The organism is Stappia sp. WLB 29 (assembly GCF_023507705.1).
Taxonomy (GTDB): domain Bacteria; phylum Pseudomonadota; class Alphaproteobacteria; order Rhizobiales; family Stappiaceae; genus Stappia.
Genome location: NZ_JALBGD010000002.1, coordinates 534591 through 561139, shown reverse-complemented (window position 1 = coordinate 561139; position 26549 = coordinate 534591). Strand labels below are relative to the sequence as shown.

At 67.5% G+C, this 26549-nt stretch carries 25 protein-coding genes; 15 read left to right on the top strand and 10 right to left on the bottom strand.

Features of this window, described 5'->3' with window-relative positions; all coding sequences use genetic code 11:
• Positions 1-43: 43 nt before the first annotated feature.
• The 7 genes from MNI96_RS05955 to MNI96_RS05925 form a co-directional block, all read right to left on the bottom strand.
• Positions 44-793 carry a class I SAM-dependent methyltransferase gene (locus MNI96_RS05955; protein ID WP_249691230.1) on the bottom strand — a complete coding sequence of 250 codons (750 nt, stop codon included), beginning with the start codon at positions 791-793 and terminating at the stop codon, positions 44-46.
• A 250-nt stretch (positions 794-1043) separates the two neighbouring features.
• Positions 1044-1253 (bottom strand): cold-shock protein, encoded by a 210-nt coding sequence (locus tag MNI96_RS05950; protein WP_120269336.1) that lies wholly within the window; start codon positions 1251-1253, stop codon positions 1044-1046.
• Positions 1254-1688: 435 nt separating this feature from the next.
• The gene (locus tag MNI96_RS05945; protein ID WP_249691228.1) at positions 1689-2600 is read right to left on the bottom strand and encodes a LysR family transcriptional regulator; all 912 of its coding nucleotides are present in this window, start codon (positions 2598-2600) and stop codon (positions 1689-1691) included.
• A 155-nt stretch (positions 2601-2755) separates the two neighbouring features.
• On the bottom strand, positions 2756-3448 hold the full coding sequence (arsH, locus tag MNI96_RS05940) for an arsenical resistance protein ArsH (protein WP_349629128.1): 693 nt from the start codon (positions 3446-3448) through the stop codon (positions 2756-2758).
• Between the two features lie 38 nt (positions 3449-3486).
• Complete coding sequence (arsC, locus tag MNI96_RS05935; RefSeq protein WP_249691226.1) at positions 3487-3912, bottom strand: arsenate reductase (glutaredoxin); 426 nt, start codon at positions 3910-3912, stop codon at positions 3487-3489.
• Positions 3909-4274 (bottom strand): ArsR/SmtB family transcription factor, encoded by a 366-nt coding sequence (locus tag MNI96_RS05930; RefSeq protein ID WP_249691224.1) that lies wholly within the window; start codon positions 4272-4274, stop codon positions 3909-3911. The genes arsC and MNI96_RS05930 overlap by 4 nt, the downstream gene beginning before the upstream one ends.
• 128 nt (positions 4275-4402) lie before the next feature.
• Positions 4403-6130, bottom strand: coding sequence for a Na/Pi cotransporter family protein (locus MNI96_RS05925; protein WP_249691222.1), 1728 nt, complete (start codon positions 6128-6130; stop codon positions 4403-4405).
• A gap of 261 nt (positions 6131-6391) precedes the next feature.
• On the opposite strand from MNI96_RS05925, the gene MNI96_RS05920 reads away from it, so the two are divergent.
• From MNI96_RS05920 to MNI96_RS05890, 7 genes are all read left to right on the top strand, one after another.
• Positions 6392-7228, top strand: a complete 837-nt coding sequence (locus MNI96_RS05920) for an inositol monophosphatase family protein (protein WP_249691220.1) — start codon at positions 6392-6394, stop codon at positions 7226-7228.
• A gap of 77 nt (positions 7229-7305) precedes the next feature.
• Entirely contained in the window at positions 7306-8349 is a 1044-nt protein-coding gene (locus MNI96_RS05915) for an ABC transporter substrate-binding protein (protein WP_349629123.1), read from the top strand.
• Positions 8333-10504 carry an ABC transporter permease gene (locus MNI96_RS05910; protein WP_249691218.1) on the top strand — a complete coding sequence of 724 codons (2172 nt, stop codon included), beginning with the start codon at positions 8333-8335 and terminating at the stop codon, positions 10502-10504. The genes MNI96_RS05915 and MNI96_RS05910 overlap by 17 nt, the downstream gene beginning before the upstream one ends.
• Entirely contained in the window at positions 10504-11565 is a 1062-nt protein-coding gene (locus MNI96_RS05905; RefSeq protein ID WP_249691216.1) for an ABC transporter ATP-binding protein, read from the top strand. Before MNI96_RS05910 ends, MNI96_RS05905 begins: the two co-directional genes overlap by 1 nt.
• Positions 11566-11803: 238 nt before the next feature.
• Positions 11804-12985 carry an acyl-CoA dehydrogenase family protein gene (locus MNI96_RS05900; protein ID WP_249691214.1) on the top strand — a complete coding sequence of 394 codons (1182 nt, stop codon included), beginning with the start codon at positions 11804-11806 and terminating at the stop codon, positions 12983-12985.
• A complete protein-coding gene (locus MNI96_RS05895; protein ID WP_249691211.1) occupies positions 12982-14301 on the top strand; it encodes an MmgE/PrpD family protein in 1320 nt (439 codons plus the stop codon). Before MNI96_RS05900 ends, MNI96_RS05895 begins: the two co-directional genes overlap by 4 nt.
• Positions 14298-15122, top strand: a complete 825-nt coding sequence (locus MNI96_RS05890) for an HTD2 family dehydratase (protein ID WP_249691209.1) — start codon at positions 14298-14300, stop codon at positions 15120-15122. Before MNI96_RS05895 ends, MNI96_RS05890 begins: the two co-directional genes overlap by 4 nt.
• 8 nt (positions 15123-15130) lie before the next feature.
• Here MNI96_RS05890 and MNI96_RS05885 read toward each other — a convergent pair whose 3' ends face one another.
• Both MNI96_RS05885 and MNI96_RS05880 read right to left on the bottom strand, forming a co-directional pair.
• Positions 15131-16069 (bottom strand): LysR family transcriptional regulator, encoded by a 939-nt coding sequence (locus MNI96_RS05885; protein ID WP_249691207.1) that lies wholly within the window; start codon positions 16067-16069, stop codon positions 15131-15133.
• 21 nt (positions 16070-16090) lie between these two features.
• Positions 16091-17215, bottom strand: coding sequence for a zinc-binding dehydrogenase (locus tag MNI96_RS05880; RefSeq protein ID WP_067335824.1), 1125 nt, complete (start codon positions 17213-17215; stop codon positions 16091-16093).
• Positions 17216-17486: 271 nt separating this feature from the next.
• Between MNI96_RS05880 and MNI96_RS05875 the strand changes: the two genes are divergently transcribed.
• The 8 genes from MNI96_RS05875 to MNI96_RS05840 all read left to right on the top strand — a co-directional run bounded on the left by MNI96_RS05875 (position 17487) and on the right by MNI96_RS05840 (position 25476).
• The gene (locus MNI96_RS05875; protein ID WP_249691205.1) at positions 17487-18452 is read left to right on the top strand and encodes a cyclase family protein; all 966 of its coding nucleotides are present in this window, start codon (positions 17487-17489) and stop codon (positions 18450-18452) included.
• A gap of 62 nt (positions 18453-18514) precedes the next feature.
• Complete coding sequence (locus tag MNI96_RS05870; RefSeq protein ID WP_249691203.1) at positions 18515-19801, top strand: ABC transporter substrate-binding protein; 1287 nt, start codon at positions 18515-18517, stop codon at positions 19799-19801.
• Between the two features lie 165 nt (positions 19802-19966).
• Positions 19967-20872: a branched-chain amino acid ABC transporter permease gene (locus MNI96_RS05865; protein ID WP_067219993.1), complete on the top strand. Its 906-nt coding sequence runs from the start codon at positions 19967-19969 to the stop codon at positions 20870-20872.
• A gap of 10 nt (positions 20873-20882) precedes the next feature.
• Positions 20883-21836: a branched-chain amino acid ABC transporter permease gene (locus tag MNI96_RS05860; protein WP_249691200.1), complete on the top strand. Its 954-nt coding sequence runs from the start codon at positions 20883-20885 to the stop codon at positions 21834-21836.
• Positions 21833-22582: an ABC transporter ATP-binding protein gene (locus MNI96_RS05855; RefSeq protein ID WP_249691199.1), complete on the top strand. Its 750-nt coding sequence runs from the start codon at positions 21833-21835 to the stop codon at positions 22580-22582. The genes MNI96_RS05860 and MNI96_RS05855 overlap by 4 nt, the downstream gene beginning before the upstream one ends.
• Positions 22582-23259, top strand: coding sequence for an ABC transporter ATP-binding protein (locus tag MNI96_RS05850; protein WP_249691196.1), 678 nt, complete (start codon positions 22582-22584; stop codon positions 23257-23259). Before MNI96_RS05855 ends, MNI96_RS05850 begins: the two co-directional genes overlap by 1 nt.
• Positions 23259-24713, top strand: coding sequence for an aldehyde dehydrogenase family protein (locus MNI96_RS05845; protein ID WP_249691194.1), 1455 nt, complete (start codon positions 23259-23261; stop codon positions 24711-24713). Before MNI96_RS05850 ends, MNI96_RS05845 begins: the two co-directional genes overlap by 1 nt.
• 13 nt (positions 24714-24726) lie before the next feature.
• Positions 24727-25476, top strand: a complete 750-nt coding sequence (locus MNI96_RS05840) for an SDR family oxidoreductase (RefSeq protein WP_249691192.1) — start codon at positions 24727-24729, stop codon at positions 25474-25476.
• Positions 25477-25590: 114 nt separating this feature from the next.
• On the opposite strand, the gene MNI96_RS05835 is transcribed toward MNI96_RS05840, so the two are convergent.
• Positions 25591-26430 (bottom strand): HpcH/HpaI aldolase/citrate lyase family protein, encoded by an 840-nt coding sequence (locus tag MNI96_RS05835; protein ID WP_249691190.1) that lies wholly within the window; start codon positions 26428-26430, stop codon positions 25591-25593.
• Positions 26431-26549 lie beyond the last annotated feature (119 nt).

Below are 26549 nucleotides of genomic sequence, written 5' to 3'. Positions count from 1 at the left end.
TCGGGCCCGGCGCCCATAGCCAAGCGCCGGATCCAGGAGACGGTCAGGTTTTGAGCACGAAGTCCTGAGGAGACGGATTCCCTTTCGTTCCGACCGGCGGCTGCCGCTGCTTGTCGGAATTCACTCGCCGGAAAATCGGAGGACTGTCCTTCTCCAAGACAACGACACTGTCATAGAAATGGACACCTCTAACATGCCCGAACCGGTCCAGAAGGTCCTGGCTCACGTGAGGTCCGGCGGGAGTCGGCCCTACGCCCAAAGCAAACTTGGTGTGCCGCTCGTTCACGACATCCGCCAGTTTCTTGGCATATTCTACAAAGCTGTCCTTGCTTTCCAGCCCGCCGCCTTCGACACGGACACCGTTATAGTAACTGGTGTGTACATCCTCGCAGAAATATATTCCGCCATCTTTTAGCATGGCAAACGATTCATTCAGCGTCACGATCTGGTCGCGGTTCTCATGACTTCCATCTTCTATGACGATATCGAAGTAGGAAACACCGAAGCGATCTCTCAGATTGTTCCAGGATTCTTCACTGCCCTGATCCATGACGATCAGCTCAAGATAATCGCATGGCTCGCATTGCGGATTAACATCGACACCCGTTACTAAAGTACCTGGACCGAAATAATCTCGCCAAAGCTTGGCGCTACCTCCAAACTGGACACCAACCTCCAAAATCTTTGGCCCCTGCCCCACGAATTTGTGAAACCACTGATCGTAAAGATCGAAGTAGTGCTCGATCTTGTCGCATGGCCTATCGAGACGCTCAAAGACTTCAGCGATCCGCATTGCAAATTCAGCCTTTTCGAACTCCGGCCTCCAGAGCCGGGCAGTCAACGCACCGAAAGCGAGACCACACGTCAACATATAACGGGCTTCAGGAAAAGTCCGTCTCCAGACGCAAAAAAGGCCGGGCGAGCCCGGCCTTTCCCAAGTGCCTCGATGAGTGCTGCCAGTACATCCGTGGTCAGCGCTCAGAAGCACAATTTGCGTTGTCAGATGCGCGCTTCAGGAGCGCGCGCCCTGACCCTGCGGATCGTTAGGCGACCTGCAGGTTGTCGGCAGCAGCCTTGCCGCTGCGGCGATCGGTGACGATCTCGAAGCTGACCTTCTGGCCCTCGACGAGGCTGGTCATGCCAGCGCGCTCGACCGCGGAGATGTGAACGAAGACGTCGGGCTGACCGCCGCCCTGCTCGATGAAGCCGAAGCCCTTGGTAGAATTGAAGAACTTGACGGTACCGGTGTTCATGGCGATTTCCTTTTCAGATCGCGAACGGGTAGGTGCCTGCCGCACGAAGACCGCGTGGCAAACGGTTCAGATCGATTTTGAGAGAGGAAGATCGCCGTTCGCACGCCAAGCGCGCTCAGGAACAAAGTTCAACAGCCAAGATCGATGACACGTATATGGACGGCAACGGTGTCCAAAACAAGGCCGTATTCTCGCCAAGGCAAAAATAAGTTCGGCGGCCAAGGCCGCGAGGGGGACAACGGACAAGACAGGGACGGGGATAACCCGCTTGCCCGGAAAATCCGGAAATGAGAACGGAAACGGCGAGGAATCCGCAAAAATCAAGAATACCTTTTTTATTTCAATAACTTGAGCGCGATACGAAATTGAGACGGATTTTGCGAAATTCCGTCTCGAAATTCGAAAAATTCGAGTTTCGCCGCTCCAAACCCGGTGTCACACGGCGAGCCGACGCGCCACGTCCGACAGGGTCGCCAGCAGCGGCGTCAGCGGCTCGCGCTGGACCATGACGAGACCGACCGGCTCGCCCTTGTCCTCCCCTTCCCCGTCAGGATGTCCCCGCCCCTCGCCGGAGATCGGCACGGCGGCGATGGCCCCGGCGGAGACGAACATGCCGGCGAGCTTTTCGGGAACGACCGAGGCCCACTTGCCGGACATGACATGGGCGACGAGGGCGATGATGGAATTCGATTCCACCTGCGCCTTCGGCGTCACGCCGGCGGCCGCAAGATGCCGGTCGACGATGGCGCGGTTCTGCATGTCGGGAGTCAGGAGGCAGAGCTGCTCGCCGCCGAGCTCGTGCCAGCCCACCCGGTCGCGCGCTGCCAGCGGATCGGACACGGCGACAAGCAGACGATAGCGCTCGCGGTAGAGCGGCAGCACGGTGCGGCGCCGCCTTGCATCGGCGTCGAGATAGGTGATGCCGGCATCGAGGTCGAGCCGGTCCATCTGGTCGAGGATCTCGACCGAGGTGCGCGACAGGATCTGGAACCGCACGCGCGGATGGCGCAGCGCATAAGGAGAGACGAGATCGGCGACCATCGGCAGCGCCGTCGGGATGACGCCGATGCGCAAGGTGCCTTCCAGGTCGGAGCGTACGGCGCGCATCTCCTCGCGCAGGGCCCGCATGTCGCCGACGATCCGCAGGGCCAGAAGGTGCACCCGCTCGCCCTCCGGCGTCAGCCCCTGGAAGCGCGAGCCGCGATGCACGAGCTGGACGTTGAGCTGGTCCTCGAGCTGGCGGATGGCCGAGGACAGCGTCGGCTGGGTGACGCCGATGCTCTCCGCCGCGCGGCCGAAATGGCGCTCGCGCACCAGCGCAATGAACATTTCCAGCTTGTCGATCATGCCTGCCGAACCCGGTTTCCGCCCTTTATCGACGATCCGCCCTCAGGCGTCCGTCGCGTTTGCGCCGGACGATAGCACGGGCACGACCGCGCCAGACATAGCATGGGCGCGACCGCGGCGGGCGGCAGCGGCAGGCAAGAGCAGTGGAAACCGCGTCAGATCGAGCGCTGGTTGACGCGAGCGGAGACCTCCGCCGCCGTCTCGACCCGCTCCGAGTAGCGGTCGACCAGCGCGACTGAACGCCCGCGCACCATCAGCGTGAACTTCACCAGTTCCTCGGTGACGTCGACGATCCGGTTGTAATAGGAGGACGGCTTCATCCGGTCGTCCTCGCCGAATTCGGCAAAGGCACGGGCGACGGAGGACTGGTTGGGGATGGTGACCATCCTCATCCAGCGGCCGAGAATGCGCATCTGGTTGACCGCGTTGAAGCTCTGCGAGCCGCCGCAGACCTGCATCACCGCCAGCGTCTTGCCCTGGGTGGGCCGGACGCCGCCGAGCGACAGCGGCAGCCAGTCGATCTGCGCCTTCATGATGCCGGTCATCGCCCCGTGCCGCTCCGGCGAGACCCAGACCATGCCTTCCGACCACATGGCGAGCTCGCGCAGCTCGCGCACCTTGGGATGGTCCGGCTCCGCCGCATCGGGCAGCGGCAAGTCGCGCGGATCGAACATCCGCGTCTCGCAGCCGTGCCAGTCGAGCAGGCGGCGGGACTCCTCGGCGACCAGACGCGAGAAGGAGCGCTGGCGCAGCGACCCGTAGAGCAGCAGGATGCGCGGGGCATGAAAGCTCTCGCCCGGCAGGGCGTAATCCGCCGGATCGACCCGGTGCATCTGCGAAAAGTCGATGTTCGGCAGGTCGGCGGCTGCAAGATCGGCAACAGAACTCACGAGGCGCCTCCCGAAGCGAAGCCGGCGACGACGATCTCGCCGTCCTCCTTGCGGAAGGTGCCGATCTCGGCATTGGGCAGGATCTCCAGCACGACTTCCGACGGACGGCAGAGGCGAATGCCCTTTTCCGTGACGACGATGGGCCGGTTGACCAGAACCGGATGCTCCAGCATCGCGGCGAGAATGGTCTCGTCGTCGACGGACGGATCGGTGAGGCCGAGCTCCTCGGCCGGCGACTTCGACACGCGCAGGGCGGTGCGCGGGGTCAGCCCGGCGCCGGCGAACAAGGCCTGCAGCTGCGGCCGGGTCCAGCCGGTCTTCAGATACTCGATGACGACGGGCTCCTCGCCGGAGGCGCGGATCATCTCCAGCACGTTGCGCGAGGTGCCGCAGTCGGGATTGTGGTGAATGACGATGGTCATGAGGTTCCTTCGCAGGTAACGGGGCTCGGCGCACAGCAGGCCGGCAGCGCCGCCAGGACGGGACGGCAGACATCGGGCGCGCCGCCGCAGCAGTCTTCCATCAGGAAGGCGAGCAGCGCCGTCAGACCGCCCATGTCGGCGAAATAGCGGATCGTGCGCCCCTGCCGGTGACTGCGCAGCAGGCCGGCGCGGGTGAGGATCGCAAGGTTTGTGGAGAGCGTGTTCTGCCGCACGTCGAGCGCGGCCGCGATGTCGCCCGCCGCCATACCCTCGCCGCCCGCCCGGATGAGCAGGCGCAGGACGTCGAGGCGGGTCTCCTGCGACAGGGCGGCAAAGGCCGAAAGGGCGGCTTTCTTTTCCATATTTCGAGAATATTCGATATATTGCGCCCGTCAACCCCCGCGGGACGGGAAAGGCGAGAGACAAAACGCAGGACGGCCGCGCGAGGCACGCGCGGCCGTCCTGGCTTGAACCGGGAAAGGCGGAGCCGTCAGGCGGGCTGCGCGCCGCTGGTGCTCGTGTCGCGGAACTCTTCGTTCTTCTTCTCCCGGGCGGCCGGTGCCGGCGCCGAGACGCGCAGGCGCGTGTCGGCGAGCTCGCCGCAGGCCTCGAGGATCGGCTGGGCGACGACGACGAAATGGCCGTGGATGCGCTTCAGATCGCGCAGCACGTCCATATGGATCGAGGTCGTCTCCATCGACAGCTTCACCCCGTCGCGCAGCCGCGCATAGTGACGCTCGGCATAATGGCGCTCCAGGTCGCGGATGGCGGTCTTTTCGGCGAAGAGCCGGCGCGCCAGGTCCGCGTCGCCGGTGGCGAAGACGTTGAGCGCGGTGGCGAAGTTCGACGCGACCCGGGCATGGAACGCCTTGAGGTCGGCAAGGCCTTCCGAGGAGAAGGCGAGATTGCCGCGCCCCTTCTTCTCCGCCAGTTCCAGGAGCTGCTTGTCGATGACGTCGCCGATATGCTCCAGGTTGGTGGTGAAGGAGAGGATCTCCATGAAGCGGCGCGAATCCTCCTCCGACATGCCCTTGCGGGACATGCGCACGAGATGCAGCTTGATCGCCTCGTTGACCGCGTCGACCGCATCGTCCGAAGTGCGGATCTCGCGGATCAGCTTCGGATCGCCGGTCTCCAGCGCCTCCATCGACTTGATCAGCATCGCCTCGACCCGGTCGCCGAGCGCCAGCGCCTCGCGATGGGCGGCGGCCAGAGCCTCGGACGACATGTCGGTGGCGGCGCTGCCGAGATAGCGCGGACGCTTGGGATCGGCCGGCTGCGCCGAGGCCGGCACCAGCCGCTCCAGCAGCCGCGACACCGGGCCGACCAGCGGAATGAAGATCAGCGCCACGACGATGTTGAACGCAAGATGCACGTCGACGGTCAGCCGCGCCCCGACGAGCCCGTGGCTGGTGGCGATGTCGGCGAGCACGCCGGAAAACGGCACCAGGATCGCCGCGACCGCGCCGCGCATCAGCATGTTGCCGAGCGGCACGCGCTTGGTCTCCGGCGCCCCGCCCCAGTTGGCCGAGAGCGGCGCTGCGGCAGCGCCGACATTGGCGCCGAGCACGGCGGCGATGGCCAGCGTCGGCGTCACCGCGCCGGTGAGCGCCAGCGTGGCGATGACGAGCACCACGGCGAGCGAGGAATGCGCCGCCCAGGTGATGCCGGCGGCGAGGATCGCGGCGAGGATCGGCTCGCTGCCGAGCGCGGCGAGCACGAGGCCGAAGGTCTCCGATTCGGCCAGCGGCACCACGGTCAGCCGCAGGGTCTGCAGCGACAGGGTGAGCAGGCCGAGGCCGATCAGCGCCCGGCCGATGCACTGGGCCCGGTCGGCCTCCATCGAGAGGAACATGAAGACGCCCGCGGTGACGAAGACCGGCCACAGGTAGGAGACATCGAGCGACAGGATCTGCGCGGCGATGGCCGAGCCGACATCGGCGCCCAGCACCACGGCCAAGGCCATGGCGAGCGGCACCAGGCCGCTGCGCGAGAAGGAGGTGAGCAGCATCGCCGTCGCCGTCGCGCTCTGCATCAACACGGTGACGCCGGCACCGGCAAACGCCGCCATCGTCCGGTTGCGCGTCGCCGACGCAAGAACCGCCCTGAGGGAGGAGCCGAACGCCCGCACCACCCCGGTGCGCACCATCCGCACGGCCCAGATCAGCAGCGCCACGCCGCCGATCAGCTGCACGAAGACCGCACTCGCACTCATCATCTTTCTGTCGTCCTCTCGTCGCGCCGGCTTTCGCGGCAACGGCTCTTGTCGCTTTTCGGGCACTTGTCCCGGGAGCGGCAATCGCCGATTGCTATTGGCGCCGGCGCCATGATCCGGTGTCCTGCCTCCCATTTTCCGGCCAGATTGCTGATTCTGACAGGGAATAATGGCGGCAACATGCCGAGGAAAACGCTTTTCCGTCGGCTGAATACGTGGAAAAACAATGATGACAGATATTTGTCGGCTAAGTAAGAGGAAAGCATGAGCGGATCCGCCAACCCCGAAGTGACGTTGCGTTTTCTTGCTCTTCAGGGACTTGCCGCGGAAGCCGCGGCCCTGGCGATGCGGTATTTCGAGAACCGCGACGCCATGGCGATCTCCCTGAAAGGCGCCCAGGACTGGCTCACCGAGGCCGACGGCGCGGTGGAAGCCCTGATCCGCTCGCGCATCGCCGAAGTCTTCCCGCAGGACAGCGTGCTGGGCGAGGAAGGCGGCGGCGAGGTGAGCGAGCGCATGTGGATCGTCGATCCGATCGACGGCACCGCCAACTTCGCCCATGGCGACACGACCTGGTGCATTTCCATCGGCTTCCTCCTGGACGGCACGCCGGAACTCGGCTGCATCGCCGCCCCCGCGCTCAGTGAGACCTATCTCGCCCGCCGCGGCCACGGCGCCACGCTGAACGGCAAGCCGATCCGGGTCGCCGCCACCGATACGATCACCCGTGCCACGCTGGAACACGGCTGGTCGCCGCGCCTGCCGGTCGCCGGCTACATCGACAATGTCCGGGCCCTGTTCGAGGCCGGCGCCAATGTCAAGCGCTCTGCCTCCGGCGCGATGGGCCTTGCCTCCGTCGCCTGCGGACGCAGCGACGGTTATCTGGAAGGCCACATCAACTCCTGGGACGTGGCCGCCGGCGTCGTCATCGCCAGCGAGGCGGGCGCCCGCGTCAGCGACTTCTTCAGCGGCGACTGGACCCGCGGCAACCCGATCATCGTCGCAGCCCCCGGCATCGCCGAGGATGCAGCGCGCGTCACCGGCCTGCCGCTCGCCCCGGCGCCGCGCCGAAAAGACGCCGCGTCGCAGACAGGAGATTGACGGCCGGCGCTGCGCCGTCCAATTTGAACCAACGAATGCACAGCTTTGCAACGATGCATCGTAAAGGGAGGAGAACCATGAAGATCGCTATCAGCCTGCAGGCGCTTGCGTCGGGCGCCGCCTTCGGCCTTGCCGGCCTGATGTGGGCCGTGCCCGCCTCGGCGTCCGGCGAGCTCACCGTCTATTGCTCCGTGCAGGAAGAATGGTGCCGCCCGATGGTCCAGGCCTTCGAGCGCGAAACCGGCATCAAGGTCAACATGACCCGCAAGTCGTCCGGCGAAACCTTCGCCCAGATCAAAGCGGAAGCCGCCAATCCGCGCGGCGACGTGTGGTGGGGCGGCACCGGCGACCCGCACCTACAGGCGGCCGAAGAGGACCTGACGGTCGAATACAAGTCGCCGATGCTGGCCGAACTGCAGCCCTGGGCGGTATCGCAGGCCGAGCAGTCGGGCCATAAGACCGTCGGCATCTACGCCGGCGCGCTCGGCTACTCGTTCAACACCGAGATGCTGGCCTCCACCGGCGCGCCGGAGCCGGCCTGCTGGTCGGACCTTCTGCGCGAGGAGTTCCGCGACGAGGTGCAGGTCGCCAACCCGAACTCGTCGGGCACGTCCTACACGATGGTCGCGACCCTGGTGCAGCTGATGGGCGAGGACAAGGCCTTCGACTACATGAAGGCCCTGCACAAGAACATCAACCAGTACACCAAGTCGGGCGCCGCTCCGGCGCGTGCCGCCGCCACCGGCGAGACGCTGATCGGCATCACCTTCCAGCACGATGCGGTCACCCAGGCCGTGCAGGGCGCGCCGGTCAAGGTCGTCTCCCCGTGCGAGGGCACCGGCTACGAGATCGGCTCCATGTCGATCATCAAGGGCGCCCCGAACATGGACAACGCCAAGAAGTGGTACGACTGGGCGCTGACCGCCGAGGCCCAGGCCCTCGGCGCGGAGGCCAAGTCCTATCAGGTGCCGTCGAACAAGTCGGCCAAGGCGCCCGAGGGCGCGCCCGACCTGTCGACGATCAAGCTGATCGACTACGACTTCGCCAAATACGGTTCGTCGGCCGAACGCACCCGCCTGCTGTCCAAGTGGGATACGGAGGTCGGTGCCGCGCCGAAGTAAGGCGCGCCACCGTCCCCCCACCGACCGCATCGCGATGATCGACCGTTTCCCGGTGATCCTGGCCGCCGCCGGACTGATCGGCCCGGCGGCGCTGGCCTACCATGCCGACGACGGAACCCGCCTGGCCGGGGCGCTTGCCGCCGGCCATGCGGCGCCCGCGCTCGGCTGTCTGGCGCTGGTCCTTGCGGCCGGCGCGAGCTTTGCCGGGGCCCAGCGCGCCAGCGCCCTTTTCGGGGCGGTCGGCGGCATGCTGGCGCTCGTCGCGATGATCCTCGCCGGCTTCTTCCCGGCCCTTGCCGCCGGGATCGGCTTTGCCGACAACGAGGTCGGCCGCCCCATCGGTCCGGGCGCCGGCATTCTCGCCCTCGCCCTCGTCGCGCTTTTCGCCGGCGCCATCGCCCGCTTCGGCGCCTTCCGCAACGACCGCTTCGTCTCGGTCAGCGTCATCACCATCGGCACGCTGGTGGTGCTCTTCGTGTTCTGGCCGGTGCTGCGGATGCTGTCCGAGGCCTTTCAAGGGGAAAGCGAGGCGCGCGCCGCCGTCTTCCTCGACCGGCTGCTGCAGGGCGACATCTGGTCGCTCGCCTGCCTCTGGTCGACGGCACGCTGCGGCGTTGCCCCCAACACCGTCATTCTCGGCATTCTCGCCGCCTTCTTCTCCACGACGCTGGCGCTCGGGCTGGCGCTGCTCGCGGTGCGTACCAACGTGCGCTTCCCGCGCGCCTTCGACGCGCTCGCCATCCTGCCGATCATCACGCCGCCCTTCGTCATCGGCCTCGCCCTGATCGTGCTGTTCGGGCGCACCGGCCTCGTCACCGGCGCCCTGTGGGACTGGTTCGGCATTCCCCGCTCGCGCTGGCTCTACGGCCTGCCCGGCGTGCTGCTGGCGCAGGTCCTGTCGCAGGTGCCGCTGTCCTTCCTGATCCTGGTCGGCTCGCTGAAGGCCCTGTCGCCGACGCTGGAGGAGGCCGCGCAGACCCTGCGCGCCACCCGCACCCGCATCCTCATGACCGTGACGCTGCCGCTGCTGCTGCCGGCCATCGCCAACACCTACCTGCTCGCCTTCGTCGAGAGCCTTGCCGACTTCGGCAACCCGCTGGTGCTCGGCGGCAATTTCGAGGTGCTGTCGACCAAGATCTTCTTCGCCGTCGTCGGCGCCCAGCACGAGCCGGGCCGCGCCGCGGTGCTCGCCATGGTGCTGCTCGCCTTCACGCTCGCCGCCTTCCTGCTGCAGATGCGCCTGCTCGCCAACGCCTCCTTCGTCACCGTGTCGGGCAAGGGCGACAGCGGCGTGCCGGCCGCCCTGCCCAAGGGCCTGCCCGCCGGCCTGTGGAGCGTCATCATTCCCTGGATCGGCCTGACCATCGCGGTCTACTCGATCGTGCTGATCGGCGGGTTCGTGAAGGATATCGGCCGCTTCGACATGACGCCGACGCTCGATCACCTGCGCACCGGCTTCCTGGTGGAGTGGACCGACAACGGCCTGTTCTGGGCCGGCTCGGCCTGGGACAGCTTCTGGACCACGGTGCTGGTCTCGGCGGCGGCAGCGCCGCTGACGGCGATCATCGGCCTGCTGACCGCCTATGTGCTGGCGCGCCAGAAATTCCACGGCCGCAGGTCGCTGGAATTCCTGACCATGCTGTCCTTCGCCATTCCCGGCACGGTGATCGGCGTCGCCTATATCCTCGCCTTCAACGTGCCGCCGGTGGAGATCACCGGCACCGGCTTCATCCTCATCGCCTGCTTCGTCTTCCGCAACATGCCGGTCGGCGTGCGGGCCGGCATCGCGGCGCTTTCGCAGATCGATCCCTCGCTGGACGAGGCCTCGGCCACCTTGCGCGCCCGCACGGGCCGCACGCTGGTCGCCGTCGTGCTGCCCCTGATGAAGCCGGCCATCGTCGCCACCCTGATCTTCTCCTTCGTGCATGCGATGACGGCGGTCTCGGCGATCATCTTCCTCGTCACGGCGCGCTACAACATGGCGACCGCCTATATCGTCGGCCGGGTGGAGGCGGGTGAATACTCGCTCGCCATCGCCTATTGCGCCTTCATGATCGTCTTCATGATCGTTGCCATCGCCACCATCCGTCTCCTCGTCGGCGAGGCACGGCTGGGCCGGCGCGGCAGCGAAGCCATCGCCGCAGGGGGACACTGATGGGACCGGCAAGCCTCGACTTCATCGGCGTCACCAAGCGCTACGGCGCGGTGACCGCCGTGGACGACGTCTCCTTCCGCTGCGAGGCCGGATCGCTGACGACGCTGCTCGGCCCCTCCGGCTGCGGCAAGACCACCACCTTGCGGATGATCGCCGGGCTGGAACTGGCGAGCGAGGGCAGAATCCTGATCGACGGCAAGGACGTGACGCATCTGTCGGCGGCCGAGCGCGACGTCACCATGGTGTTCCAGTCCTATGCGCTGTTCCCGCATATGAACGTGCTGGACAACGTCATGTACGGGCCGCGCTCGTCCGGCATCGGCAAGGCGCAGGCGGCCGAGATGGCGCGCGAGAAGCTCGGCCTGCTGGGCCTGTCCGGCTACGACACGCGGCTGCCCTCGGAACTGTCCGGCGGCCAGCAGCAGCGCGTCGCCGTCGCCCGCGCGCTGGTGCTGGAACCCTCGATCCTGCTGTTCGACGAACCGCTGTCGAACCTCGATGCACGGCTGCGCCGCAAGGTGCGCGAGGACATCCGCGCGCTGCAGAAGGATCTCGGCCTGACGGTGGTCTATGTCACCCACGACCAGGAGGAGGCGCTGGCCGTCTCCGACGAGGTCATCGTCATGTCGAATGCCCGCATCGCCCAGAAGGCGAGCCCGCGCGAATTGTGGAATGCGCCGGCGAACCTCTTCGTCGCCGACTTCATCGGCGATGCCAACGTGGTCGACGGCACCATCGCCAGCGTTGCCGGCGACACGGCGGTGCTGGACCTTGCCGGCGCCAGCGTCGAGGCGCCCGCGCGCGGCCTCGCGCCCGGCCCGGTGAAGGTCGCCCTGCGGCCCGACGCGCTGCGCCTTGCGCCGCTTGCGGCCAGCGATGCCGGCGGGCTGACCGGAACGGTGAGGACCGCCAGCTATCTCGGCAAGCACATGGAATACGAGATCGAGACGCCGCTCGGCGAACTCTTCGTCGTCGCGCCCGCTGATGGCGACGAGGTCGGCGCCGGTGCCGAGGTGCGGCTGCTGCCCAAGGGGCACGGCATCGCCGTCATTCCGCAATAGCCCGGCCCGCCCCGACGGGTCCGCAAACATGGCGAAAAACCCCGCCGCGCCCGCCACATGGGCGAGGGACGGCGCCCGTATGCGCGCGCGACCGGACCGCGCAAGGCTATAGGGCTGCGCAATAGCTCCGTGCATGCAAAGATATTTCCGGCCGGCCGCCGGACCTGCGATTTTGCGGCCAGCCGAATTTCCGGGCCGGCCCGCGTGCCTCGGTCCACCCAAGTTCTCAGGAAAGACCATGAACGCCTTCGATCCGACAGCCGAATACAGTGCCATTCGCGACGGTGTCGCCAAGGTCTGCGCCGAGTTCCCCGGCGAATACTGGCGCGACCTCGATGCGCGCCGCGCCTATCCCAAGGACTTCGTCGACGCCCTGATCCGCGAGGGCTATCTCGCCGCGATGATCCCGGAGGAATATGGCGGGTCGGGCCTGAACCTGTCGGCCTCCGCCGTGATCCTGGAGGAGATCCACCGCAACGGCTGCAACGCCGCCGCCTGCCACGCCCAGATGTACACGATGGGCACCGTGCTGCGGCACGGCAGCGACGAGCAGAAGCAGAAGTATCTGCCCGGCATCGCCGACGGCACGCTGCGCCTGCAGGCCTTCGGCGTGACCGAGCCGACCAGCGGCACCGACACGCTGGCGCTGAAGACGACGGCAAAGCGCGATGGCGACGACTACATCGTCAACGGCCAGAAGATCTGGATCTCCCGCGCCGAGCACTCCGACCTGATGGTTCTGCTGGCCCGCACGACGCCGCGCGACCAGGTGAAGTCGAAGACCGACGGCCTGTCGGTGTTCCTCATCGACCTGCGCGAGCTCAAGGGCAACGGCGTCGAGATCCGCCCGATCCGCACGATGATCAACCACGCGACGACGGAGATCTTCTTCGACAATGCGCGCATCCCCGCCTCCAGTCTGATCGGCGAGGAAGGCAAGGGCTTCCGCTACATCCTGTCGGGCATGAATTCCGAGCGCATCCTGATCGCCGCCGAGTGCATCGGCGATGCCAAGTGGTTCATCGAGAAGGGCTCCAATTACGCCAAGGAGCGGGTGATCTTCGGCGCGCCGATCGGCCAAAACCAGGGCGTGCAGTTCCCGCTCGCCCGCGCCTATGCGCACATGATGGCGGCCGAGGCCATCGTCTACCGTGCCGCCGCCATGTACGATGCCGGCCACAATCCGGGGGTGGAAGCCAACAGCGCCAAGATGCTGGCCGCCGACGCCAGCTGGGAAGCGGCCGAGGCCTGCCTGCAGACCCATGGCGGCTTCGGCTTCGCCGAGGAATACGACGTGGAGCGCAAGTTCCGCGAGGCGCGGCTCTACCAGGTGGCGCCGATCTCCACCAACCTGATCCTGTGCTTCATCGCCGAGCAGGTGCTCGGCCTGCCGAAATCCTACGGGGCCCCGAAGGCATGACGCTGATCGACCGCATCCTCGACCTTGCCATGACACCCGCCGACGAGTTGCCGGCTCCGGCACTCGCCATGGCCCGCTTCTCGCTGTTCGACTGGCTGGTCTGCGGGCGGGCCGGCATCACCGAGCCGCTGGCGGGCAAGCTGCGCCAGCTTGCGGAGGAAGAAGGCGGCCGCGGCACGGCCTCGGTCTTCGGCGGCGCGCCCGCCCCGGCGCGCATGGCCGCGCTGGTCAACGGCGCGACCAGCCACGCGCTCGACTACGACGACACCCATTTCGGCCATATCGGCCATACCTCCGTCGGCATCTATCCGGCGGCGCTTGCCGCCGGCGAGACGATGGGCGCGGCCGCCCGGGCCGTGGTCGAAGCCTTCCTCGTCGGCGCGGAAGGCTCCATCCGCATCGGCATGGCGCTGGGGTCCGTCCACTACAATCGCGGCTTCCATCAGACGGCGACGGCCGGCGCCTTCGGCGCGGCGATTGCCGCCGGGCGCCTCTTCGGCCTGACCCGCGAGCAGATGCGCGTCGCCCTCGGCCTGTGCGCCACCCGCGCCTCCGGCCTCAAGTCGCAGTTCGGCACCATGGGCAAGCCCTACAATGCGGGCATCGCCGCCGCCAATGGCGTCGAATGCGCAAGGCTCGCGGCCCTCGGCTTCACCTCCGCCGACGACGGGTTGATGAACGCGCAAGGCTTCATCCCCACCCATTCCGACACGCCCGATCCGGAGGCCGCCTGGCAGTCGCCGCCGCCGGAGACGTTCCTGTTCGAGGACATCAAGTACAAGCTGCATGCCTGCTGCCACGGCACCCATGCGATGATCGAGGCGCTGCGCACGGTGCGTGGGCAGGAAGGCATCGGCGTCGACGATGTCGCGGCGATGGTGCTGCACACCAACCCGCGCTGGCTGTCGGTCTGCGACATCAAGGCGCCGCGCACCGGGCTGGAGGTGAAGTTCAGCTATGCCTGGCTGGCCGGCATGGTGCTGGACGGGCGCGATACCGCGCGCGACGACACCTATACCGACGCGCTCGCCGCCGATCCGCAGCTCGCCGTCTTCGCCGACAGCATCACCGTCGACGGCGACCCGGCCTTGAGCGACATGCAGGCCAAGGGCCTGCTCCGGCTGAAGGACGGGCGCAGCATCGCCTTCTCGCACGATCTTGCCCGCCGGCTCGGCGAGGCGGAGCTGTCCGCCGGCCTCTCCGCCAAGGCGAAGGCGCTGCTCGGCGAAGAGGGCGAACGGCTGCGGCAGGCGGTCGAAAAGCTCGACACGCTCACCGCCGCCGACCTCGGCGCCCTGGTGGGAGCACGGGCATGAGCGACTATGCGCAGTGGATCGGCAAGCAAAGGCGGGTGAGCGAGGCGCTCGACCGCGAGCTGCTGGAGCGCTACCGGGCGACCCTGTCGGGCATGCTGTGGCAGACCGACGTTCCGGCCGGCGTGCACTGGTGCCTGGCGCCCGACGTGGTGGAGCCGGCGGATCTCGGCCGCGACGGCCATCCGCGCACCGGCATCTTCCTGCCGGTGCTCCCCCTGCCCCGGCGCATGTGGGCGGGCGGCCACCTGGAATACCGCAAGGCCTTTTCGCCCGGCGACGAGGTGACGCGCGTGACGACGATCCGCGACGTGACCTTCAAGCAGGGCCGCAGCGGGCCGCTCGGTTTCGTCACGCTGGACCATGTCTACGAGGTGGCGGGCGAGGCCCATGTCGTCGAGCGCCACGACATCGTCTATCGCGAGGACCCCAAGCCCGGCGCCGGCACCGCACCGCAGCCGGCAGAAGACTGGCAGGCGCTGCTGGCGCGCTGGCAGGTGACGCCGACGCCGACGCTGCTGTTCCGCTATTCGGCGCTGACCTTCAACGGCCACCGCATCCACTACGACCAGCCCTACGCCACCGGCGTGGAAGGCTATGACGGGCTGGTGGTGCACGGGCCGCTGCAGTCGATCTGGATGCAGAACCTTGCCGCCTCGCTGCTCGGCAAGCTCCCCGCAGCCTTCACCTATCGCGGGTTGTCGCCGCTGACCTGCGGGAGGCCGGTGAGCGTCGAAGCGCGCGAGGGCGAGGACGGCGGTTTGGCGCTGCGCGTGCGGCGCGACGAGGATGGGGTTGTCACCATGCAAGCGACGGCTCGTTAGAAAGAGCCTCAGCTCTCGATCAGGTCGCCTTCCCAGATGCCGCGCCGCACCAGGTCGCGGGCGACCTCCAGCGTGATCTGCTCGACCGCGCGGCAGGCCCGGCTCATCGAGCGGGCCGGCTTGCTGACGAGATAGACCGGACGCGAGATCGTCGGCTCGACGATGGGCGCCTTGAGCAGCTCGCCGCGGGCGACGAAGTCGTGCACGGCGGCGGGCGCGAAGATCGTGTGGCCGGAGCCGCGCGCCACCAGCTCCTTGATCTGGGTCATCGCGTCCATCTCGATGACCACGTTGAGATCGACGTCGCAGGCCGCCGCGTGCCGCTCGATGGTCTTGCGCAGCCCGTGCGAAACGCCGGGCAGGATCATCTCCAGCTTTTCCAGCGCCTGCATCGGCACCGGCGTTCCCGGCGGGGTGTCGAGCGGCCAGGTGTCCGGCGCGGAGAAGAAGAACAGCTGCTCGTCCAGCACATGGATGATGCGGAAATGCTCGACCTTCTCCAGGTCGTAGATGAAGCCGATATCGACCGTCTCGTCCTCGATCCAGCTCTTGATGTAGCCGCTCATCGCCTCGATGGCGCGCAGCCGCACGTCCGGCAGCTCGACCCGCACGGTCTCGGCCAGCGGCACCGACATCACCATCGACACCGAGGGCGGCATGCCGAAGCCGACCTTGCCGCGGATGCCGCCGCCGAGATCGCGCATCTCCGAGATGCAATGCTCCATGCTGGCGCAGATCTCGCGGGCATGGCGCACCAGGAGGTGCCCTTCCTCGGTCAGCATCGTGCCGCGCGGCGAGCGCTCGACCAGCTGCACGCCGAGCTCCTGCTCCATGCGCTGGACGTATTGCGACAGGGACGGCTGGGCGACGCCCAGCACCTGCGCCGCCGCGGAGAGCGACGGCGCCTCGGAAATGGCGATGAAATAGCGAAGGTGGCGGATGTCCATGGAGGGCAGATTAGCCGGTTTTCAACCGATCTCCACCACCTGGCGGATCGCCGAACCGTCTTCCAGGCGGTCCATCGCCAGGTTGATGTCGGCAAGCGGCAGCCGGTGGCTCAGCATCTTCTCCACCGGCAGCAGGCCGCGGCGATGCAGCGCGAACATGCGCGGCAGGTCGCGCTGTGGCACGCAGGAGCCGATATAGCTGCCCTTCAGCGAGCGCTCCTCGGCGACCAGCTTCAGCGCGTTGAGCGCCATGCGAGAATCCGGATGCGGCAGGCCGGCGGTGACCGTGGTGCCGCCGCGCCGGGTGATGTCGTAGGCGGTCTCCAGCGCTCGCACCGAGCCGGCCAGCTCGAACGCGTAGTCGACGCCGCCGCCGGTGAGGTCCCGCACCGCCTCGACGACGCCCTCGCCCGCCTTGACCGCATCGGTCGCGCCCATCTGGCGGGCGACCTCGAGCTTGTTCTCGAACGGGTCGATGGCGACGATCTGCCCGGCTCCGGCGGCTGCCGCGCCGAGGATCGCGGCCATGCCGACGCCGCCGATGCCGACCACCGCGACCTTGGCGCCCGGCTTGATATGGGCGGTGTTGAATACCGCGCCGGCGCCCGTCAGCATGGCGCAGGAAAACAGCGTCGAGATGTGCGGGGCGATGTCCTGGTCGGCCTTGACCAGCGACTGGCGCGCGACCACCGCATGGCTGGCGAAGGCGGAGATGCCGACGTGATGGTGGACGGGCCGCCCGTCCATCGACAACCGGCGATGGCCGGTCATCAGCTCGCCGACGCCGTGATGCTTCGCCGCCTTCTCGCACAAGGCCGGCCGGCCTTCCGCGCAAGGGGTGCAACGGCCGCAGCCGGGGGCGAAGATGCACACGACATGATCGCCGGGCGCAAGGTCGTCGACGCCGGCGCCGACCTCCTCGACATAGCCGGAGGCCTCGTGGCCGAGCACCATCGGCAGCGGACGCGGCCGCGTGCCGTTGATCACCGAGAGGTCGGAATGGCACACGCCGGCGGCCGCGATGCGGATCAAGACCTCGCCGGGACCGGGCGGCGCCAGCTCGACCTCGCGCACGGTCAGCGGCTTTTCCGCCGCGTAGTTGCCCTTGACCTCGCCCCGCTCCAGCACCGCCGCCGTGATCTTCATGTCTCCACCCTTTTGTCTCTAGGGTCGCCGCCGCCGCAGCGCGGCGTTGCCCGTTTGCTTGCGATGGTGCACCCTCAGGGCCGTGCCGGCCGGCGGATCGCACCCCGCTGTCGGGCGGATGCTAGCGGCAAACACGCGTGAAGACAGAGCTTAAATGGCTTTTCGGCTTCAGTCATAGGTTTTTGCAATAGCCGAGCACCAAGCAAATTATTGGTGCACCCTGTCGGCAATACCTAGGCTTCTTCATCTCACATGCTTTGGGAGGAAAGCCATGAGGGTCTTCAACTGCACTGCGGCGCTCGCCGGGCTCGCGCTCGTCGTCGCCACCAGCCTTGCCCAGGCCGACAATCACAATCACCAATGGACGGAATCGCGCTGGGGCAAGGACGACCAGATCGGGTCGGCGAACCTGATGACGCCGGAGCGCATCAAGCTGGCCGCCGAACTCGTCAACACCGGCAAGGTCTACAGCCTCGGCATGATCGTCGGCAGCGACACGCCGGCCTTTCCGCCGCGCAGCCTGTCCGTGACCGTGCTCCAGCCCAACCAGATCACCAATAGCGGGCTGGGCGAAAACGCCTTCACCTACAACGACGACATCTTCATGGGCTGGCTCGGCATCGGCCCGCAGATCGACGGTCTCGGCCATGCCGGCATCGACCATGTCTACTACAACGGCCACAAAGCCGGCGACTTCGCCAAGGCCGCGGGCCTGACCGAACTCGGCCTGCACAACCTGCCCGGCCTCGTCGGCCGCGGCGTGCTGCTCGACATGGCCAAGTTCTACGGCGTCGACATGATCGAGGAAGGCAAGGCCTACACCGCCGACGACATCAAGGCCGCCGCCGCCCAGCAGGGCGTCGAGCTGCGCGAGGGCGACGTCGTCCTGTTCAACTCCAACTGGATGAACCTGCTCGACGGGCCCAATCCGGATCCCAAGCGCTTCGGCGCGGCGGAGCCGGGCCTCGGCGTCAGCGGCGCCGAATATCTCGCCGAACTCGGTGTGATGGCGGTGGGCGCCGACACCTGGGGCATGGAGGTCGTTCCGGCCGAGGTCGAGGGCGAGGCATTCCGCGCCCACCAGATCCTGCAGCCGCAGAACGGCATCTACATCCTGGAGAACATGGATACCCGCGAACTGGCGAAGGACGAGGCGTACGAGTTCCTCTTCGTTCTCGGCCAGGCCCGCCTCAAGGGCGCGGTGCAGATGATCATCAACCCGATCGCGATCCGCTGATCGGGCAAACGGACACGCGGGCGGCACGCAATCGCCCGCGGCTACTCGAAGGGAGTGAAACCATGCGGAAATTCCTGCTCACGACGGCGGCGATCCTCGCTGCCCCGATCGCCGCGCTGGCGGCGGAAAAGCCGGCCGAGCTCAAGGTCGGCATCACCACGTTCCTCACCGGCCCGGCCTCCGTGTTCGGCGTGCCGGCGCGCGATGCGGCCGAGATCATCGTCGAGAAGCTCAATGCCGAAGGCGGCATCGGCGGCGTACCGGTCGCCCTGTCCTTCATCGACGAGGGTGCCGGCGCCGAGGCGCTGACCACCGAGTTCCGCCGCCAGGTCGAGGGCGGCGCCCATGCCATGATGGGCGCGATCTCCTCCGGCAACTGCCAGACGCTCGCCCCGCTGGCGGAGGACCTCCAGGTCCTGAACCTGATGTGGGACTGCGGCACCCAGCAGATCTTCGAGCAGAACGACTACAAGTACGTCTTCCGGACCCAGGCGAACGCTACGCCGGAAATGCTCGCCACCGTGCTCTACCTGCTGAAGGTGAAGCCGGACTTCAAGACCATCGCCGTCGTCAACCAGGACTACGCCTGGGGCCGCGACAGCTGGCAGATCTTCTCCGCCGCGCTGAAGGCCCTGAAGCCGGACGTCGAGGTGGTTGGCGAGTTCTTCCCCAAGTTCGGCGCCGCCGACTTCTCGACCGAGATCTCCCGCCTGCAGGCGATGCAGCCCGACGTCATCCTGTCGACCTCCTGGGGCGGCGACCTCGACACGTTCATCCAGCAGGCGGCCCAGCGCGGCCTGATGAACACCTCGACCTTCGTCATCCCGCTGGCCGAAAGCTCGCTGGAGCGTCTCGGCTCGACCCTGCCGGCCGGCCATATCGTCGGCGCGCGCGGCGACCACTACTTCCTGCATCCGGACCGTCGCGACGACGCGGACTTCCAGGAGTTCATGGCCGCGTTCCGCGAGAAGACCGGCGCCCACGCGATCTACCCGGTCTTCCACATGTCGCAGGCGCTGGCCGCGCTGAAGGCGGCCTACGAGAAGGCGATCGCGGCCAAGGGCGGCGAATGGCCGGAAGAGGACGAGGTCATCGCAGCCTTCGAGGGCCTGACCTTCCAGGGCCTCGGTCGTGAGGTCACCATCCGCGAAGACAACCAGGGCATCGAGGCCCAGCTCCTCGGCATGAGCGTCCAGTCCGGCGACTATCCCTTCGCCACGCTGGAAAACATCATGATCTTCGACGGCGAAGCGCTGACCACCCCGGTCGGGCAGGAATCCGTCGAATGGGTCAGCAAGCTCACGCCGGAATATGCCGCGAGCGTGAAAGTCGACACCTACGAAAAATAAGAAGCGCCGGGACAGCACGAGCGGACCAGGGCAGGCGTGCCTGGGTCCGCTCCCCCCGGCCTTCCTCCCGGCCCGCCCCGGACGGTGACCCGTCCGGGGCGGTTCCGAAACACGCCGCCGCGGCAAGCCTGCGGACCGTTCCGCCCATCGACCGAATGGACGACCATGAACCTCACCATCTTCCTTCTGGCCCTGTTCGACGGCATCGCCTATGCGGCCCTCGTCTTCAGTGTCGCCGTGGGGCTCACGCTGATCTTCGGCGTGATGCGCATCCTCAACGTCGCGCACGGCTCGCTCTATGCGGTCGGCGCGTATCTGACGGCCACGCTCACCGGCTACGTGCTGGCGCTCGGCTTCGCGCCGCTGCTGGCCTTCCCGCTGATGATCGTCTCGGCGGTCCTGGTCGGCGTGCTGCTCGGCGGCCCCATCGAATGGCTGCTGCTGCGCCGGATCTACAACAAGCCGGAAGTGCTCCAGCTCTTGGTGACCTTCGCGGTCTTCATGATCCTGGAGGACGTGCAGCGGCTGGTCTGGGGTACCCAGCCCTATTTCCAGGCCTCGGCGCTGCAGGCGCTCGGCATGGTGAAGGTCTTCGGCGTCAACTACACCGTCTATCAGCTGATCCTGCTGCCGCTGCTGGCCTTGACGCTGCTGGTGGGCCTGCGCTTCTTCCTGCGCCACACCATCCTCGGCAAGCTGATCCTGGCGACCACCGAGGACCGCGAAGCGGCCCAGTCCATCGGCATCGACGCCGACAAGGTGTTCCTGGTGACCTTCATCGTCGGCGCGGCCCTTGCCGGGCTCGGCGGCGCGCTGGCTTCGCCCACCACCTCGATCCTGCCGGGCATGGGCGCGGACATGATCGTGCTGTCCTTCGCCGTGGTGGCGACAGCCGGTCTCGGCCAGATCGAGGGCGCGGCCTTCACCGCGCTGCTGATCGGCCTCGGCCGCTCCTTCGCGGTCTATGTCTGGCCGGAGACGGCGGTGCTCGTTCCCTATCTCATCATGCTGATCGTCCTGCTGGTGCGCCCGGAAGGGCTGTTCGGCAGCCCGACCGCCCGCAAGATCTGAGGAGGAACGGATGACCTTTCGTCTGGCCATTCCGGCCCTTCTCGTGCTCGCCGTCGCCGCGATTCCCTTCGCCGCGCCGCAGCTTCAGCTCCTGATGAACCTGGCGCTCGCCAAGGGCATCGCCGTCGTCGGCGTGACGGTGCTGCTGCGCGCCGGCCAGGTCTCGTTCGGCCACGCGCTCTACTTCGCCATCGCCGCCTATGCCGCCGCCTTCCTGTCGGCCTCCATGCCCGGCGCCGACCTCGTGCTGGTGCTCGTCGTCGCGGTTGCCGGCGCGGTGCTGTCCGGCATCATCGTCGGCCTGTTCGTGGTGCGCTACCGCGGCATCTTCTTCGGCATGCTGAACCTCGCCTTCTCGATGATCTTCTGGTCGATCCTGGAGAAGTTCTACCACTACACGGGCGGCGCCGACGGCATCCGCCTACCGCGCCCGACCGTGTTCGGCATGGCGCTCGAGCGCGGCCCGTTCGAGCTGATCATGTTCTACCTGTCGGTGGCCCTGGTGCTCCTTCTCGGCTGGTTCACCATGCGCTGGTTCGCCTCGCCCGCCGGGCAGATCTTCCAGACCATCAAGACCAACGAGACCCGCCTGCAATATCTCGGCGTCTCGCCGCAGCGCGCGCTGCTGTCCGGCTACATCCTGTCGGCGGCCCTGTGCGGCACCGGCGGCGTCATCATGGGCATCGTCCAGGGCGTCGTGACGCCGGAATTCGCCTGGTGGATCCGCTCGGGCGAGATGGTCTTCATCGCCGTGCTGGGCGGTGCCGGCTCGGTCGCCGGCGCCTTCGTGGGCGCGGTCATCTACGAGACCATCCGCACCTACGCCTCGGCCTTTGCCGGCGACGTGTGGCAGATGGTGCTCGGCGGCTTCCTGCTCGTCATCATCCTGTTCGCGCCCAAGGGCGTGATCGGCATCTACGATGCGGCGCTGGCCCGCCTGACCGGCAAAGGGAGGTCGGAATGAGCGAGATCCTTCTCGAAGCCCGCAACCTGCAGATCAGCTTCGGCGGCGTCGTCGCCGCCGACGACGTGTCGCTCGCCATCGAGCGGGGCAAGAACCTCGCCATCATCGGCCCGAACGGCGCCGGCAAGACGACGTTCCTCAACATCTGCACCGGCTGGATCAAGCCGACCAGGGGCAAGGTCTATTTCGAGGGCCAGGACGTCACGCCGCTGCCGCCGCGCCGCATCGTGCGCCTCGGCGTTGCCCGTGCCTTCCAGATCCCGCAGCTGTTCACCGAGCACACCGCGCTCGAAAACCTGCTGATCTCGGCCGCTGCCCGCGAGCAGCTGCGCCATCCCTTGCAGAACCTGCACCGCATCCGCGAGCGGGCCGAGATGCTGCACCTGCTCGACATGGTCGGCTGCGCCGATGTCGCCGACCGGCTGGTGGTGGAGCTCTCGGAAGGCCAGCGCAAGCTGGTCGACATCGCCGTGGCGCTGGCCCTGCGGCCGAAGCTGCTGCTGATGGACGAGCCGACCTCGGGCGTCGCCTCCTCGGAGAAGTTCAAGATCATGGAAATCCTGGTCAAGGCGCTGTCCGAGGCGAAGGTGACGAGCGTCTTCGTCGAGCACGACATGGGCATCGTCTCGCGCTACGCCGACGAGGTGGCCGTGTGGGCCGCCGGCCGGCTGCAGATGCAGGGATCGCCGGAGGAAATCCTGCGCCATCCCGACGTGATCCGCGACGTCATCGGGGAGGCCGTGTGATGCTGGAACTGAGCAATGTCGGCGCCTCGATCGGCATCATCCCGATCCTGCGCAATCTCGACGTCACCATCTCCGCCGCCGAGACCGTCGCCCTGATCGGTCGCAACGGCGCCGGCAAGACCACCTTGCTGCGCTCGATCATGGGCTTCACCACGGTCACCGGCAGCATCCGCTTCGAGGGCGAGGACATCACCGGCCTGTTGCCGGCAAAACGCCCGGGCCTCGGCATCGGCTATGCGCCGGAGGACCGGCGGCTGTTCTCCGCCTTCACCGTGGAGGAGAACATCCTGCTGCCGGCGCAGGTCGCCAAGCTGGACGCGGCCGAGACCAAACGCCGGCTCGACCGGGTCTACCACATCCTGCCGGAGCTGAAGACGATGGCCGGCCGCCCGGCCGGCAACGTCTCCGGCGGCCAGGGCAAGATGGTCGCCCTCGGCCGCGCCCTGATGCTGGGCACCCGCCTCATCATGCTCGACGAGCCGTTCCAGGGTCTCGCCCCGGCGCTGGCCCTGCGCTATGCCGAGGCGCTGAAGGCGTTGCGCGACGCCGACCGGACGGTGACCCTGATCATCACCGAATCCAACCCCTCCCTGCTGCGCGGCTTCGCCAGCCGCACGCTCCTGATCGAGCGCGGGGAAGTCTCCGAAAGCTCGCTCGAGCACGAAAGGACCCACTGATGACTGTCACAAACGTCCCCCTGCCCCGCGCCCTCAACCTGATCGACGGGAAATGGGTGCCGGCGGCCTCCGGCAAGGAGATGGACGTGCGCTCGCCCATCGACGGCGAAGTGTTCACCCGCATCGCCGACAGCGGCCCCGAGGATGTCGATGCGGCGGTTGCGGCCGCCCGCGCCGCGTTCGACGGCGGGCCCTGGTCCAAGCTGACGGCGGCCGAGCGCGGCCGGCTGATGGTGCGCCTCGGCAACCGCATCCTGGAGGAGGCCGAGGCGCTCGCCCGGCTCGAGACCATGGACAACGGCAAGCCGATCAAGCAGGCGCGCGCCGACATGATCGCGACGGCCCGCTACTTCGAATATTACGGCGGCGCCGCGGACAAGGTGCATGGCGAGGTCATTCCCTTCCTCAACGGCTACAACGTGCAGGTGCTGCGCGAGCCGCATGGCGTCACCGGCCACATCATCCCGTGGAACTATCCGGCGCAGATGTTCGGCCGCTCGATCGCCCCGGCACTTGCCATGGGCAACGCCACCGTGCTGAAGCCGGCGGAGGACGCCTGCCTGACGGCGCTGCGCATCGGCGAACTGGCTATGGAGGTCGGCTTCCCGGCCGGCGCCATCAACATCGTCACCGGCCGCGGCGAGGTCGCCGGCAAGGCCCTGTCCGAGCATCGAAAGGTCGACTTCCTGTCCTTCACCGGCTCGCCGGAAGTCGGCGTGCTGATCCAGACGGCGGCGGCGCGCAACTTCATCGGCTGCACGCTGGAGCTCGGCGGCAAGTCGCCGCAGATCATCTTCGACGATGCCGATCTCGACGCGGTCTATCCGGTGCTGGTCAACGCCATCATCCAGAACGGCGGCCAGACCTGCTCGGCCGGCTCGCGCGTGCTGTTGCAGCGGGGCATCTACGACAAGGTGATGGCCGAGCTGAAGACCCGCTTCGAGGCGGTCGCGGCCTCCGGTTCCGGCGAGGACGCCGTGCTCGGGCCGCTGATCTCGGCCCGCCAGAAGAAGCGGGTGGAGACCTATATCGCCGAGGCCGATGCACCGCTGGTCGCCCGCGGCAGCATCGCCAAGGGCTCGCCGGAAGGCGGCTACTACGTCGCCGCCGCCCTGTTCGGCCCCTGCGACCCGAACTCCAGAATCGCCCAGGAGGAGGTGTTCGGACCCGTTCTGTGCGCCATCCCCTTCGACGACGAGGCGGAGGCGATCCGCATCGCCAACGGCACCGAATACGGCCTCGTCGCCGGCATCTGGACCCGCGACGGCGGCCGCCAGCAGCGCGTCGCCAAGGCGATGCATTGCGGCCAGGTCTTCATCAACGGCTACGGCGCGGGCGGCGGCATCGAGCTGCCCTTCGGCGGCATCCGCAAGTCCGGCCACGGCCGCGAGAAGGGCTTCGCGGCGCTGCACGAATTCTCTCACATCAAGACCGTCGTCCACAATCACGGCTGAGGACAGCAAAGACATGCGACTTCAAGGAAAAACCACTCTCGTCACCGGCGCCGCCTCCGGCTTCGGCAAGGGCATCGCCGAGACCTATGTGCGCGAAGGCGCCAAGGTGGCGATCGTCGACCTGAACGAGGACGGCGCCAGGGCCGTCGCCGCCGAGCTCGGCGATGCGGCCATCGCCGTCAAGTGCGACGTCTCCAAGGCCGAGGACGTGGCGGCGGCCGTGGCGAAGACCTGCGATGCCTTCGGCTCGCTCGACATCGTGGTCAACAATGCCGGCTGGACCAACCCGAACCGGCCCTTGATGGAGACGGACGAGGCGACCTTCCGCAAGATCTACGACATCAACGTGCTGTCGATCTTCCACATGACCAAGACCTGCGTGCCGATCTGGCGCGAGCAGGGCGCCGGCGTGATGATCAATGTCGGCTCGACCGCCGGCATCCGGCCGCGTCCGGGCCTGACCTGGTACAACTCGTCGAAGGGCGCGGTGAACCTGATGACCCGCAGCCTTGCCGTCGAGCTCGCCCCCGACAAGATCCGCGTCAACGGCATCGCCCCGGTGATGGGCGTCACCGGCCTGCTGGAGCAGTTCATGGGCATGCCGGACACGCCGGAGAACCGGGCGAAATTCCTCGCCACCATCCCGCTCGGCCGCCTGTCGCAGCCGCGCGACATCGCCAATGCCGCGCTTTACCTCGCCTCGGACGAAGCCGACTTCATCACCGGCGTCATCCTCGAGGTCGATGGCGGGCGCACGATCTAGCCAGTCTGACCGAGCAGCCAGGGGTCCCCTGCCCCACCACTGGAAACGCCCGTGCCGATGGCACGGGCGTCTTTTTTTGGCCGATGGCACGGGCGTCTTTTTTGCGGAACCCGGTCAGCCGGCGGCGGAGGCGGCGCGGGCCAGGATCTGCCGGGCCTTGATGATCACCGGCGCATCGACCATCGCGCCGTCGACGGCGACCGCCGCAGCGCCCCCCTCCACGGCCGCAAGCACCCGCTGCGCCCACGCGCACTCGGCCTGCGACGGCGCAAAGCCCCGCCGCGCCGGAGCGATCTGCGCCGGATGGATGATTAGCTTGCCGGCAAAACCCATCTCCACCGCATGGCGGCAGTCGCCGGCAATCGCCTCCTCGTCCTTGAGTGCGGTGGTCACCCCGTCGATGGGGCCGCACTGGCCGGCAAGGCGCGCGGCCATCGCCAGGGCGAAGCGGGCCGGGCGCAGCACCTCGCGCGCGTGCGCCATACCGAGATCGGCGGCAAAATCGATGGAGCCGAAGGCGAGCCGAGCGCTGGCGCCGGCCACCTCCCCGGCATTGGCAAGGCCTCTTGCGCTTTCCACCAGCGCGATCACCGGCAGGCCGGTCGCCTCGGCAACGCCGGCGCAATCGGCTCCCGTCTCCGCCTTGGGCAGGACGACGCCGGCAAGACCGGCAATGCCGGCGCAGGCGGCAAGATCCGCCGCATGCCAGGGCGTGCCGCCGGCATTGACGCGCACCAGGATGCTCGCCTCGCCGACCAGTGGTGCCAGTGCCTCGGCAAGCCCGGCACGCGCCGCCTCCTTGGCGGCGGGCGCGACCGCGTCCTCCAGGTCGACGATGACCGCGTCGGCGCCGGCGGCGACCGCCTTGGCGAAACGCTCCGGCCGGTCGCCGGGCACGAAGAGCGGCAGGGTGATGCGGTCGACCTTCGCGGTCGTCTCGTTGCGATGTGTCATGATGGGTCCGCCGGATGGGTTGGTCAGAAGTCGCAGGCGCCCACAAAAGCGCGAGCGGCGCGCGCCGGCCAATAGCGAATTGCGTCCGCCCTCATTGATTGCGGCTATGGCAGGGGCTG